This window comes from Streptomyces qaidamensis, from assembly GCF_001611795.1.
Classification (GTDB): domain Bacteria; phylum Actinomycetota; class Actinomycetes; order Streptomycetales; family Streptomycetaceae; genus Streptomyces; species Streptomyces qaidamensis.
In genome coordinates this window covers 2251037-2264432 of sequence record NZ_CP015098.1, presented here as the reverse complement: position 1 = coordinate 2264432, position 13396 = coordinate 2251037, and the positions used below count along the sequence as shown (strand labels likewise).

12 protein-coding genes are annotated in these 13396 nt (G+C 70.8%); 9 read left to right on the top strand and 3 right to left on the bottom strand.

Annotated features, from left to right (window positions below):
* The first annotated feature begins 46 nt into the window (after nucleotides 1-46).
* The 8 genes from gap to A4E84_RS09885 all read left to right on the top strand — a co-directional run bounded on the left by gap (nucleotide 47) and on the right by A4E84_RS09885 (nucleotide 8193).
* Complete coding sequence (gap, locus tag A4E84_RS09920; protein WP_062926194.1) at nucleotides 47-1054, top strand: type I glyceraldehyde-3-phosphate dehydrogenase; 1008 nt, start codon at nucleotides 47-49, stop codon at nucleotides 1052-1054.
* Between the two features lie 143 nt (nucleotides 1055-1197).
* Nucleotides 1198-2409, top strand: coding sequence for a phosphoglycerate kinase (locus A4E84_RS09915; RefSeq protein WP_062926193.1), 1212 nt, complete (start codon nucleotides 1198-1200; stop codon nucleotides 2407-2409).
* A 5-nt stretch (nucleotides 2410-2414) separates the two neighbouring features.
* Nucleotides 2415-3191: a triose-phosphate isomerase gene (tpiA, locus tag A4E84_RS09910; RefSeq protein WP_033310745.1), complete on the top strand. Its 777-nt coding sequence runs from the start codon at nucleotides 2415-2417 to the stop codon at nucleotides 3189-3191.
* Between the two features lie 94 nt (nucleotides 3192-3285).
* The gene (gene secG, locus A4E84_RS09905) at nucleotides 3286-3522 is read left to right on the top strand and encodes a preprotein translocase subunit SecG (protein ID WP_094052663.1); all 237 of its coding nucleotides are present in this window, start codon (nucleotides 3286-3288) and stop codon (nucleotides 3520-3522) included.
* 208 nt (nucleotides 3523-3730) lie between these two features.
* Nucleotides 3731-4066 carry an RNA polymerase-binding protein RbpA gene (locus A4E84_RS09900; RefSeq protein WP_010352468.1) on the top strand — a complete coding sequence of 112 codons (336 nt, stop codon included), beginning with the start codon at nucleotides 3731-3733 and terminating at the stop codon, nucleotides 4064-4066.
* 123 nt (nucleotides 4067-4189) lie between these two features.
* On the top strand, nucleotides 4190-5458 hold the full coding sequence (locus A4E84_RS09895; protein ID WP_062926192.1) for an MFS transporter: 1269 nt from the start codon (nucleotides 4190-4192) through the stop codon (nucleotides 5456-5458).
* Nucleotides 5459-5532: 74 nt separating this feature from the next.
* Nucleotides 5533-7185 (top strand): glucose-6-phosphate isomerase, encoded by a 1653-nt coding sequence (gene pgi, locus A4E84_RS09890; protein WP_062926191.1) that lies wholly within the window; start codon nucleotides 5533-5535, stop codon nucleotides 7183-7185.
* A gap of 93 nt (nucleotides 7186-7278) precedes the next feature.
* Nucleotides 7279-8193: a hypothetical protein gene (locus A4E84_RS09885; RefSeq protein WP_062926190.1), complete on the top strand. Its 915-nt coding sequence runs from the start codon at nucleotides 7279-7281 to the stop codon at nucleotides 8191-8193.
* Nucleotides 8194-8205: 12 nt separating this feature from the next.
* Here the strand turns inward: A4E84_RS09885 and A4E84_RS09880 are convergent, their stop codons facing one another.
* The 3 genes from A4E84_RS09880 to A4E84_RS09870 form a co-directional block, all read right to left on the bottom strand.
* Nucleotides 8206-10488 (bottom strand): ABC transporter permease, encoded by a 2283-nt coding sequence (locus A4E84_RS09880; protein WP_062926189.1) that lies wholly within the window; start codon nucleotides 10486-10488, stop codon nucleotides 8206-8208.
* Between the two features lie 81 nt (nucleotides 10489-10569).
* Complete coding sequence (locus tag A4E84_RS09875; protein WP_107308292.1) at nucleotides 10570-11328, bottom strand: ABC transporter ATP-binding protein; 759 nt, start codon at nucleotides 11326-11328, stop codon at nucleotides 10570-10572.
* Nucleotides 11325-11840 (bottom strand): PadR family transcriptional regulator, encoded by a 516-nt coding sequence (locus tag A4E84_RS09870; protein ID WP_062926187.1) that lies wholly within the window; start codon nucleotides 11838-11840, stop codon nucleotides 11325-11327. Before A4E84_RS09870 ends, A4E84_RS09875 begins: the two co-directional genes overlap by 4 nt.
* A gap of 121 nt (nucleotides 11841-11961) precedes the next feature.
* Here A4E84_RS09870 and A4E84_RS09865 point away from each other — a divergent pair, with 121 nt between their 5' ends.
* Nucleotides 11962-13233 carry an ABC transporter substrate-binding protein gene (locus A4E84_RS09865; RefSeq protein ID WP_062926186.1) on the top strand — a complete coding sequence of 424 codons (1272 nt, stop codon included), beginning with the start codon at nucleotides 11962-11964 and terminating at the stop codon, nucleotides 13231-13233.
* Nucleotides 13234-13396: the final 163 nt, after the last annotated feature.

The following is a 13396-nucleotide window of genomic DNA, read 5'->3' as shown; positions in this document are numbered from 1 at the left end:
GCTCGCCGGCATCGCATGGCCGGCGTACCAACGAGGAGATCGGTTCGTGACGATCCGCGTAGGCATCAACGGCTTCGGTCGTATCGGTCGCAACTACTTCCGCGCGCTGCTGGAGCAGGGTGCAGACATCGAGATCGTGGCTGTCAACGACCTGGGTGACACCGCCACCACCGCCCACCTGCTGAAGTACGACACCATCCTGGGCCGTCTCAAGCAGGAGGTCACGCACACCGCTGACACGATCACGGTCGACGGCAAGACCATCAAGGTGCTCGCCGAGCGCAACCCCGCCGACATCCCGTGGGGTGAGCTGGGCGTCGACATCGTCATCGAGTCGACCGGCATCTTCACCAAGAAGGCGGACGCCGAGAAGCACATCGCCGGTGGCGCGAAGAAGGTCCTCATCTCGGCTCCGGCCAAGGACGAGGACGTCACCATCGTGATGGGCGTCAACCAGGACACGTACGACCCGGCGAACCACCACGTCATCTCGAACGCCTCCTGCACCACCAACTGTGTGGCGCCGATGGCGAAGGTCCTGGACGAGAACTTCGGCATCGTCAAGGGCCTGATGACGACGGTGCACGCGTACACCAACGACCAGCGCATCCTGGACTTCCCGCACAAGGACCTGCGTCGCGCGCGTGCCGCCGCCGAGAACATCATTCCGACCACCACGGGTGCCGCCAAGGCCACCGCGCTGGTCCTGCCGCAGCTCAAGGGCAAGCTGGACGGCATGGCCATGCGCGTCCCGGTCCCGACCGGCTCGGTCACCGACCTGGTCCTGGAGCTGTCCCGCGAGGTCACCAAGGAAGAGGTCAACGCCGCCTTCCAGAAGGCCGCGGAGGGCGAGCTCAAGGGCATCCTCGAGTACACCGAGGACCCGATCGTCTCCTCCGACATCGTGAACGCCCCGGCGTCCTGCACCTTCGACTCCTCCCTGACCATGGTCCAGGAAGGCAAGAGCGTGAAGGTCATCGGCTGGTACGACAACGAGTGGGGCTACTCCAACCGCCTCGTGGACCTTACGGTCTTCGTCGGCAACCAGCTCTGATCAACCCAGCAGGCACGTCCATGTGAGAGCAGGGCTCGGGCGGCGCGAGGACGCGCCGTCCGAGCCCTGACTCACGTACAGATCAGAGCTGTTCGATCACGAGCGCTTACGACCGATCACGAGCTCTTTCAGGAGTCCCCTTCATGAAGACGATCGACGAACTCCTCTCCGAGGGAGTGGCGGGCAAGCGGGTCTTCGTCCGCGCCGACCTGAACGTGCCGCTGGACGGCACGCGCATCACCGACGACGGCCGCATCCGCGCCGTGCTGCCCACGGTCAAGGCCCTCGCCGACGCGGGCGCCCGGGTCGTCGTCGCCTCCCACCTCGGCCGCCCCAAGGGCGCCCCGGACCCGAATTTCTCCCTCGCCCCGGCCGCCGGGCGCCTCGGTGAACTCCTCGGGTCGGACGTGGCCTTCGCGACCGACACGGTCGACGAGTCCGCCCGCGCCACCGTCGCCGGCCTCGCCGACGGCCAGGTCGCGGTCGTGGAAAACCTGCGCTTCAACGCCGGCGAGACCAGCAAGGACGATGCCGAGCGCGGCGCCTTCGCCGACCAGCTCGCCGCCCTCGCGGACCTCTACGTCGGCGACGGCTTCGGCGCGGTGCACCGTAAACACGCCTCCGTCTTCGACCTCCCGGCCCGGCTGCCGCACTACGCCGGCCACCTCATCGCCACCGAGGTCGGCGTCCTGAGGAAGCTGACCGACGACGTCAAGCGGCCCTACGCCGTCGTCCTGGGCGGCGCCAAGGTGTCCGACAAGCTTGCCGTCATCGACCAGCTGCTCGGCAAGGCCGACCGCCTGCTCATCGGCGGCGGCATGGTCTTCACCTTCCTCAAGGCCAAGGGCCACGAGATCGGCTCGTCCCTGGTCCAGGAGGACCAGCTCCCCGTCGTCCGGGAGTACATCGAGCGCGCCGAGAAGAACGGCGTCGAACTGGTCCTGCCGACGGACGTCGTGGTCGCGCCGGAGTTCCCGGATCTCAAGACCAAGGCCCCGGGCCGGCCCAGCACGGTCGCCGCGGACGCCATGCCGGCCGGCCAGATGGGCCTGGACATCGGCCCCGAGTCCCGCAAGCTGTACGCCTCGAAGATCGCCGACGCCGCCACCGTCTTCTGGAACGGCCCCATGGGCGTCTTCGAGCACCCCGATTTCGCCGAGGGCACCAAGGCGGTCGCCCAGGCCCTCCTCGACTCCCAGGCCTTCACGGTGGTCGGTGGTGGCGACTCCGCCGCCGCCGTCCGCATCCTGGGCTTCGACGAGAACGCATTCGGCCACATTTCGACCGGTGGCGGCGCCTCCCTCGAATACCTCGAGGGCAAGACGCTCCCCGGCCTCGCCGCACTGGAGGACTGACCTACATGAGCACGCGCACGCCGCTGATGGCGGGCAACTGGAAGATGAACCTCAACCACCTCGAGGCCATCGCGCACGTCCAGAAGCTCGCCTTCGCCCTGGCCGACAAGGACTACGAGGCCGTCGAGGTCGCCGTCCTGCCGCCCTTCACCGACCTGCGCTCCGTGCAGACCCTGGTCGACGGCGACAAGCTCAAGATCAAGTACGGCGCCCAGGACATCTCGGCGCACGACAGCGGTGCCTTCACCGGTGAGATCTCCGGCCCCATGCTGGCCAAGCTGAAGTGCACGTACGTCGCCATCGGCCACAGCGAGCGCCGCCAGTACCACGCCGAGACCGACGAGCTGGTCAACGCCAAGGTCAAGGCCGCGTACAAGCACGGTCTGACCCCGATCCTGTGCGTGGGTGAGGAGCTGGAGGTCCGCGAGGCGGGCAACCACGTCTCCCACACCCTCGCCCAGGTCGAGGGCGGTCTGAAGGACCTCCCCGCCGAGCAGGCCGAGACCGTCGTGATCGCCTACGAGCCCGTCTGGGCCATCGGCACCGGCAAGGTCTGCGGCGCCGAGGACGCCCAGGAGGTCTGCGCGGCGATCCGCGGCAAGATCGCCGAGCTGTACTCGCAGGACCTGGCCGACAAGGTCCGCATCCAGTACGGCGGATCCGTCAAGGCGGGCAACGTCGCGGAGATCATGGCTCAGGCGGACATCGACGGCGCCCTGGTAGGCGGCGCCTCGCTGGACGCCGACGAGTTCGTCAAGATCGTGCGCTTCCGCGACCAGTGAGTATGCGGTAGCGGCGATCCGTCGTACCCTTGCGGGGTCCAGCGCTGTGCTGGGCCCCGCGTCGTCATCCGAATCCGAGGAAGTTGGTCCAGCCGTGGTTTTGGGGTTCTCGATCGCCCTGATCGTCTTCAGCCTGCTGCTGATGCTGCTGGTGCTGATGCACAAGGGGAAGGGCGGCGGCCTCTCCGACATGTTCGGCGGTGGCATGCAGTCCTCCGTCGGCGGCTCCTCGGTCGCCGAGCGCAACCTCGACCGGATCACCGTCGTGATCGGTCTGCTGTGGTTCGCGTGCATCGTCGTGCTCGGCATCCTCATGAAGGTGAACAACTGACCGAGCCGCGGTCCGCACGGAACTTGCACGTAAGGCCCCATGTCCGGTACGCGCAGCAGAGCGCGGCCTATCATGGGGCTTGCGTCTAGGTGTGAGGGTTGTAACTCCAATCACTGGACGCGCGTTGGGCCTTACGTAGACTGAGGCGCTCGCAGCGAAGCGGAACGCCGACTCGCTTCGCGGCACCATCACGCAGGGAGTTACGACCGTGGCAAGTGGCAACGCGATCCGGGGAAGCCGGGTCGGGGCGGGGCCGATGGGCGAGGCCGAGCGCGGCGAGTCCGCGCCGCGGCTGCGCATCTCCTTCTGGTGCTCCAACGGACACGAGACCCAGCCGAGCTTCGCCAGCGACGCGCAGGTGCCCGATACCTGGGACTGTCCCCGCTGCGGCTTTCCGGCAGGCCAGGACCGGGACAACCCCCCGGCCCCGCCGCGCACCGAGCCCTACAAGACGCACCTGGCGTATGTGCGTGAGCGGCGCAGCGACGCCGACGGCGAGGCCATCCTCGCCGAGGCGCTCGCCAAACTGCGGGGCGAGATCTAGAAGTCGGGACCGGCCGGGCACCAGCGGGTGCCCGGCCGGAGCTGCCTCCCCGCCATCACCGCCGGCCGATTGTCAGTGGTGCCCTCTACGGTTTGTGCATCGGACGAACCATGAGGGGGAGCGGTGGCGACGGTCGAGGTGGGAAGCAGCGCTCCGGCCGCGTGGCGCGGGGGCTTCGGACGGCTGTGGAGTGCCGCCGTACTGTCCAGCTTCGGCGACGCGCTGCGGACGGCCGCGTTGCCCCTGCTGGCCGTGACCCTGACCGACGATCCGCTGCTCATCGCCTCCGTCACGGCCTGCGGCTATCTGCCCTGGCTCCTCTTCGGCCTGCTCGGCGGGGCCGTCGCCGACCGCGTGGACCGGCGGCGGGCCATGTGGACGGTCGACGCGTTACGCGGGCTGCTGGTCGCCGCCTTCGCGGTGGCCGTCGCCCTCGGCCATGCCTCGATCGCCCTGCTAATCGTGCTGGCCTTCGCCCTGACCACCCTCCAGACCCTCTTCGACAACGCCGCGACCGCGCTGCTGCCCGCCCTGGTCGACCGGGACGGGCTGGGCAGCGCCAACGCCCGGCTGATGACCGGCCAGCGCATCGCCGGCGGCCTGCTGGGCGGGCCCGTCGTGCCGCTGCTGCTGGCGGCCGGGGCGGCCATGCCGTTCGCGGTGGACGCGGTGACCTTCCTGCTGGCCGCCGCCCTGATCGCCACGCTCCCGGCCACCGCGCCGGACCGTGAGCCGAGGCCGGCGGGGAGCACACTGCGACGGGAGATCGCCGAGGGACTGCGCGTCCTGACCCGCGACAGGGCCCTGCGCGGGCTGTGCACCGCCACCGCCCTGTGCAACATCGGCATGGGCGCCCTCGTCGCCACCCTCGTGATCCTGGTGACCGGCTGGCTCGACGCGGGCAACGCCGGGTACGCGGTGGCGATGACCGCCTACACGGTCGGCAGCCTGGCCGGGGGAGCGGCCGGAGGCCGGCTCGTCGCCCGCTTCGGACGGATGTGCCTGGTGCTCGTCGCCGGGACGGCGCAGACCGCCGCCCTCGTCGTCATGGGCTCGGTGCGCAGCATGGTCGCGCTGGTGGCCGCCCTGGCCGTCTTCGGGTTCATGGGGATGGTGTGGAACGTCAACACCACGACGCTGATGCAGCAGCGCACCCCCGCAGAGTTGCTGGGGCGCGTGAGCTCCGCCTTCCGGACGCTCGCGGTCGCGGGTGCCCCCCTGGGCGCGCTGCTGGGCGGAGCCGTCGCCGCCGCCTGGGGGGAGAACACCCCGGCGCTGCTCGCGGCCGCCTTCTTCGTCCTGTCCGTCACCGCGCTGATACCCGCGCGCCGGTCGGACGTACCTGTTGTTGCGCCGGACGACGGCGCGACGACAGGCCACGGCAACCGCTGATCAATTAGGTTGGACCGGCAGCGGGGCAGGTACGCAGCAGCACAGGCAGGCAAGGAAGAAGGCTGAAGTCCGAGATGAACGCAGACGGCCGTACCAGGCTCAACCAGACGCCCGAGTGGACGGCACTGGCCAAGCACCGCGAGGAGCTGGGCGACATCCGGCTGCGCGAACTGTTCGCTGCCGACCCCGGCCGCGGCGGCGCGTACAGCCTCCGGGTGGGAGACCTGTACATCGACTACTCCAAGCACCTCGTCACCGACGACACCCTGCGGCTGCTGCGCGAACTGGCCGCCGCCACCGATGTCTTCGGCCTCCGGGACGCCATGTTCCGCGGCGAGAAGATCAACACCACCGAGGACCGGGCCGTGCTGCACACCGCGCTGCGCGCCCCGCGGGACGCGGTGATCGAGGTCGACGGCGAGAACGTCGTGCCCGACGTGCACGCCGTGCTCGACAAGATGGCGGACTTCGCGAACCGGGTGCGCTCCGGCGAGTGGACCGGCCACACCGGCAAGCGGATCCGCAACGTCGTCAACATCGGCATCGGCGGCTCCGACCTCGGCCCGGCGATGGCCTACGAAGTGCTGCGGTCCTTCACCGACCGCTCGCTGACGGTGCGTTTCGTATCGAACGTGGACGGCGCCGACCTGCACGAGGCGGTACGGGACCTGGACCCGGCGGAGACGCTGTTCGTCATCGCGTCCAAGACCTTCACCACCATCGAGACGGTCACCAACGCCACGTCCGCGCGCTCCTGGCTGCTGGACGCGCTCGCCGAGGAGGCCGCCGTCGCCCGGCACTTCGTGGCGCTGTCGACGAACGCCGAGAAGGTCGCCGAATTCGGCATCGACACGGCCAACATGTTCGAGTTCTGGGACTGGGTCGGCGGCCGCTACTCGTACGACTCCGCGATCGGCCTGGCCCTGATGATCGCGATCGGCCCGGACCGCTTCCGGGAGATGCTCGACGGCTTCCGCATCGTCGACGAACACTTCCGGACCGCGCCCGCCGAGTCCAACGCGCCGCTGCTGCTGGGCCTGCTCGGCATCTGGTACGGCAACTTCCACGACGCCCAGTCGCACGCCGTGCTGCCGTACAGCCACTACCTGTCCAAGTTCACCGCCTACCTCCAGCAGCTCGACATGGAGTCCAACGGCAAGTCGGTGGACCGCGAGGGGAACCCGGTGGACTGGCAGACCGGGCCGGTCGTGTGGGGCACGCCCGGCACCAACGGGCAGCACGCCTACTACCAGCTCATCCACCAGGGCACGAAGCTCATCCCGGCCGACTTCATCGGCTTCGCCCGGCCGGTCGACGAGCTGAGCGACGAACTGAAGGCCCAGCACGACCTGCTGATGGCCAACTTCTTCGCCCAGACGCAGGCGCTCGCCTTCGGCAAGACGCCCGAGGAGGTGCGGGCCGAGGGAGTCCCGCAGGAGCTGGTGCCGCACAAGACGTTCCAGGGCAACCACCCGACGACCACGATCCTCGCGCCCGAGCTGACCCCGTCGGTCCTCGGCCAGCTGGTCGCCCTCTACGAGCACAAGGTGTTCGTGCAGGGCGCGGTGTGGAACATCGACTCCTTCGACCAGTGGGGTGTGGAGCTCGGCAAGGTCCTCGCCAAGCGCGTCGAGCCCGCCCTGACGGAGGGCGCCGAGGTCGAGGGCCTGGACGCCTCCACCAGGGCGCTGGTCGCCGCCTACCGGGAGCTGCGCGGCCGGCAGTGACGGGAGCCGGACGAGGAGGCGGGCGGCAGCGCGCCGTCCGCTTCCCGTAGACTCCCCGGCGATCATCACGGCGAGTGCTCGGGGGAGCGCGAAGTGGCACGCACACGCGGAAGTTGGACCGGTGGCACCCTGACGGCCCGGTCCCTGCTCAAGCCCCAGGACGTGGCGCGGGCGGTGTTCCACCCCGCGTGGATTCCGCAGCCGCTCGATCCGTCGGTGGAACGGCTCAAGAAGTTCCGCGTCATCGCCGGGGCGGCGGCGTCCCTCGGGGTCTTCACCTTCATCGAGGGCGGCTTCGACTTCACGGAACTGCTGGAGAACGCGATGACGGCCTCCGTCGTCCTGCTCTTCCTCACACCGCTGACGGTCGGCGCGATGCTCTGGGTCTGGCGGCGCGGCGGCACCGTACGACAGTTGCGGGTGCCCCTGGTCAACTCCCTGCTGCTGCTTCTGCTGTTCGTCGGGTGCGTGGCCGCTGTGCTGGTGCTGGTGCAGACCGTGAACGGGTCGGCGAACCCGGCCGTGATCATCGGGGTCGGTCTGACGATGATGTGGATGCTCATCTTCACGGCCTACGGAGCGGTGCGGCTCTCCGGCAACTTCTTCGGTACGGCCGCCGTGCACCGCTGTCTGCCACCGCTGCTCGCCGTGGTGACCAGCTGGCTGATGGCGGTCCCGGACCTCGTCACCGGTGATCTGCACGGGCTCAGCCTCACCCTGGGCATCATCTTCATCCTGGGCGCGCCGGTGACGGTCACCGCCATCGCCCTGCTGGAGATGGGGCGGCTGAAGCGGCGTTACGGGATCCGGCTGAAGGCCCATCCCGCGACGCAGGCACCGGCGCCCGGGCCGGTCCCGCCGATGCCTGCGGGGATGCCCCCGACGGGTGCGCCGTACCTGCCGGCGCAAGGGACACCGTACGGCCGTCCCCACACGGCGAACGGGCAGCACCCGTACGCCCCGCACCCGCAGCCGCCGTACAACCCGCAGCACCCCTACGGCGGCTGACCGGCGGAGAGGTCAGGTCACCGCGCTCAGGGTGTCCGCGAGCCGCCGCCGCGCCGCCCGGGCTGCGGGGACGGCTGCCAGCGCGGCGGCGCAGAGGACCGCTGCCGCCCCGAGTGACGCCACGAGGACGGCGGAGGGGCCCTGTGCGATGCCCGCGCCGATGCCGCTGGAGCGGCCCTGGGCGTCGATCAGCCAGTGGGCCAGCGGCAGGCCCAGGGCGGAGGCGGCGAGGACGGCCGCCAGAGCCGTGAGGCCGGTGGCCGTGACGGTGATCGCCGTGATCTGCCGGGGGGACAGGCCGATGGCCTTCAGGGCCAGCAGGTCCCGTTCCCTCTCGCGGACGGTCCCGCCGATCGCGGTCAGCAGCTCGATGAGCCCGATGAGGGCGAGTACGGCGATCAGCCCGGCCACGACCGCGCGCAGCGGGGACAGCCCGTCCGCCGGGTTGGCCACCGTGTGCACGTCCAGGTGGCCGTCCCCGGCGGCGCTGAGCCGGTCGGCGACCTCCCGCGGGTCGGCGCCCGGGTCCAGGCGGAGCTCGTAGAGGGTCGGGCGGAGCCCCGGGTCGTTCTCGCGGAGGGTGTCGAGGGACGTGGAGATGACCCGGCCGGCGTTCTCCGGCTCGATGCTGCGGCCCACGATGTGCAGGATCAGCGGCTGGTCACCGACGGTCATCCGGACCCAGTCGCCGACCCGCGCGTCCAGCAGATCGAGCAGCCCCTGACCGGCCACGGCCTCGTCGGCGCCGCGGGCGGGGCGCCCCTCGGCAAGGGTGTGCGGGTAGGGGTCCCGGTGGGTGCCGAGGCCGCGCAGCGCGATGGTCGACGTCTGGCTCGGACCCAGGGCGGCCGTCTCGACTCCCGGGTAGGCGGCGGCCACCCCCGGGTCGCGTTCCAGCAGCGCGCGGGTCTGCTGCTCGCTGTGCCCGGCGTCGGCGCGGACGCTGAGCGCGGCGGGCAGGCCCACCTGCTCGGGCTCGCTGTGAAAGCGGTCGATGGTGGTCCAGGCGCTCATCGCGACGACGATCAGCAGCAGCGGCAGCGTGAGCCGGGCGACGGTGGCCAGGGAGCGGGGGCGTCGGGTGAACGCCGTGTGCCAGCCCAGTACCAGCGCGGGCGGAATCCGTACGCCCAGGGCCCGGCGTGCCACGCCGGACAGTCGTCCGCCCGAGGTCGCGGCGGGCCGCGGGAGCGGTACCGGCGGCACCCGTCCGGCCCGCCAGGCGGCGAGGCCGGTGGTCGCGCCGATGAACAGCACCGCGCCGACCGGCACCACGATCAGCGCCACGGTGTGCCCGGGCAGCCCCTGCCACACGCCGATCGCGTCCCCGAGCCGCCCGGGGATCCGGCTGCCGAGGGCCTCGGCGAGCCCGGCGGCGGCCAGGGCGCCGAGCAGGGCGTAGGCGAGGTGCTGGAGCAGGAAGATCCGGACGACCTGGCCGGGAGTGAAGCCGATGGCCTTCAGGACGGAGAGGTCGCGCAGGTGTCCGCGGATACGGGTGCCGATCGCCCCGTGCACGGCGAGCCCGGCCGCGACCAGCGCGCCCAGCCCGAACAGCCCCAGCACCTGGCCGAGCAGCCGGTTGTCGCCCTGCGCCTCCGCCCGGGCCTGCTGCCAGGTGGAGACCTCGCCGATCGCCCCGGAGCCCAGCACCGTCACGGCGCGCTGGACGATGTAGGACGTGTCACCCGGGTCCGTCAGCCGCAGCCCGATCACCTGGCCGCCGGGGTCCGGCACGGCCGAGGGCAGTGCCCACACCAGGCCGGGCTGCTCACCGGGCCGGTAGCGCGGCTCGGCGCTCTCGGCGAGACCCACGACGGTCAGCTCGCGGGCGGTGCCGGGCACGGTGAGGGTGTCGCCGGGCTCGGCCAGCAGGGCCCGGGCGAGACGGCTCTCCAGGACCACGCCGTTCGGGGCCGAGGGGTCCAGCCAGTGGCCGGAGACGATCGGCGGGCGGCCGTCCGAGGGCCGCTCCGGGGTGCCGCGCAGTTCGACGGAGGCGCGGCTGCCGCGCGAGGAGACGGTGACGGCGGCGGTGGGGTAGGGGCCGGCGACGGTGTCCACGCCGTCCAGAGCGGCCAGCTTCCCGGTGTCCGCCGCCTTGTCGGTGTGCAGCCACACATGGGCGCCGTGCGACTGCGTGAAGACGCGCTGCCAGGGGTTGGTCGCGTAACCGAACAGTGCCGTGGCCAGCAGCAGGGAGGCGACGATGCCCGCGGTGGCGAGGACGAGGAACAGCGCCTCGCCGCGGTGCGTGCGCAGATCGGAGTGGGCCCAGCGCAGGGTGGCTCGCACAGGCCTCAGTCCCTCGGCCCGCGGACCGCGCGGCCGTCGTGGAGGCGCAGGTCCGCACCGTCGTCGTGGACGTCGCGCATGTCAGTCCTTGAGCTCCAGCACACCGGATATCCCGGAGCGGCGCGGCGGGGTGCTGCCGCCGTCGAGTTCCGCGTCGTCGGCGATCCGGCCGTCGAAGAAGCTGATCACCCGGTCCGCGGCGCTGGCCAGCCGGGCGTCATGGGTGACCAGCACGATCGTCTGGCCGCGCTGGTGGAAGCGGGACAGCAGCCGCATCACCTCGCGGGTGCCCTTGCTGTCGAGGCTGCCGGCCGGCTCGTCGGCCAGCAGCAGCGGCGGATGGTTGACCAGGGCCCGGGCCAGGGCGACACGCTGCTGCTCACCACCGGACAGCTCACCCGGCATGCTGCGCTCCTTGCCCGTCAGGCCCAGCTCGGCCAGCAGCGCCTCACGCTCGGCACGCGCCTGCTTCGGCGAGGTGCCCGCGAGCAGGGCGGGCAGTTCCACGTTGTCGGCGACGGACAGGTTCGAGACGAGGTTGAAGAACTGGAAGACGATCCCGATCCGCTTGCGGCGCTCCACCGCCCAGCGGGCCTCGCCGTAGGTGTCGGTGGACTCGCCGTCGAGCCAGATGCTGCCCGCGTCGGGCCGCTGGAGTCCGCCGAGCAGATGCAGCAGCGTCGACTTGCCGGCGCCGGACGGGCCGGTGATCGCCACGAACTCGCCGGGGCGAACGCACAGGTCGACCCCGCGCACGGCATGGGCGGGCGCGCCCTCGCCGTGGTGGGTCTTCACCAGCCCCTCGGCGCGCAGCACAGGAGCGGGACGGTCGTCGCTCACTCCAGCTCCTCCAGCTCTTCCTGGCACCGTTCCAGCCAGTCGAGGTCGGCCTGCAGGTGCAGCATCGCGCCCTCGATCAGCAGCTGGGCGATGCGGTTGTCGCGGTCTTCTGCGGCGGCCAGCTTCGACAGGTGCCGCATGGTGTTCAGGTACTGGCGGCGCTGCTGGTTGATCAGGGAGATCTGCTCGGCGAGACCGGTCTGCGGAGCGAGCGCCAGCTTCATGAAGAACTCGTCCCGCACCCGCGGCTCGTCCTCGGGCTCCTCGAACCAGGCGCGCAGCGCCTCCCGCCCGGCGTCGGTGAGGTGGTAGACCTTTTTGTTGGGCCGGCTGGACTGCGCCACGTCCTCGCCCTCGATCAGTCCCGACTTCTCGAGGCGGCCGAGGGTCACATAGATCTGGCCGACATTCGGCTGAGGGTACGCGGAGCCCAGCAGTTGCTCAAGGTCCTGCTTGAGCTCGTAGCCGTGGGCGGGCCCGCGGGCGAGGAGGGCCAGGAGGGGCAGGCGCACGCGTGCAGTCCTCCTGTCCGGTCCAATGTGCTCCAGGCCCTAGTATCGCCCATACCTAACAGGTATACATGGCCTCTGTTCCGGGCAAGGGTGCCCAGCGCCGGTGTACAGGGAGGAACCTATGCGGTGGATCCATGCCGCGGGTAGGGGCCTTCTCGTTCTCATCGTGGTCCTGACAGGCTACGTCGCCGCCGGAGCGCAGGCGGGCGAACCCCCGCAGGGCCGTCGCGGCCCCCTCACCCTGGCCACCGCCGGAGACCTCACCGGCTACCTCGGCCCGCTGCTGGAGGGTTGGAATCGCACCCACCCCGGCGAGAAGGTCACCCTCGTCGAGCTGCCGGACTCGGCCGACGAGACCCAGGCCCAGATGGTCAGCGACCTGCGCGACGGCGACCGCAGCCGGTTCGACGTGCTCAACATCGACGTCAACTGGACCCCGGAGTTCGCCGCGGCGGGCTGGATCAGACCCCTGCCGCGGGACCGCTTCCCCCTGAAGACCTTTCTCCAGCCGGTCGTGGACACGGCGACCTACGACGGACAGCTCTACGCCGTCCCGTACGTCACCAACGCCGGACTGCTCCTGTACCGCAAGGACGTCCTCGCCGAGGAGGGCGTCGCGCCGCCGCGCACCTGGGCGGAGCTGGAGCGGTACGCGAAGACCATCGCCCCGAAGCACGGCCTCGACGGATACGCCGGACAGTTCCTGCCGTACGAGGGCCTCACCGTCAACGCGGCCGAGGCCGTCTACTCGGCGGGCGGGTCGATCCTCGGCGACGAGGGCGAGCGCGTCACCGTCGACTCGGCGGCGGCCCGTGAGGGCATCGGGTTCCTGGCGCGCGGGGTGCGCGAGGGATGGATCCCCAGGGAGGCGCTGACGTACAAGGAGGAGGAGTCCAAACAGGCCTTCCAGGACGGCCGGCTGCTCTTCCTGCGGAACTGGCCGTACGCCTACGTCGGTGCCTCCGCCCCCGGTTCGAAGGTCGCCGGGAAGATCGGCGCCGTACCCCTGCCAGGACCCGACGGGCCGGGAACCAGCGTCCTGGGCGGCTCCAACCTGGCTGTCAGCGCGCACACGCGGCACCCCGACTCGGCGGCCCGCCTGATCGCGTACCTCACCAGCGAGCGCGTCCAGCGCCAGGTCCTCACCCGTGGCGCGCTGCCGCCCGTACGGGCCGATCTCTACCAGGACCCGGCTCTCATCCGCAGGTTCCCGTACCTGCCGACCCTGCGGACGAGTGTGCTCGCGGCCGAGCCGCGCCCCAAGAGCCCGCGCTACGACCAGGTCAGCCTCGTCGTGCAGGCGGTCGTGCACGACGCGATGGCCGGGCACCGGACGCCCGCGGCGGCGGTGCGGCGACTGGCGCGAGAGCTCGCGGCCATCTCGCACCGCTAGCTCCGCTCTGGGCTGGGCTGGGCGTCTCTCTAGTTACTTGTTAGGTAACGCGAGGGTCTCATCTTGCTCTATAGCGCCCGAAAAGTCCTGGTTCAGGCACGTCAATCCGTCAGTTGCTTCTGCCTTTTCATTGACACCCTCTCGACGCGCCTACTTAACATGC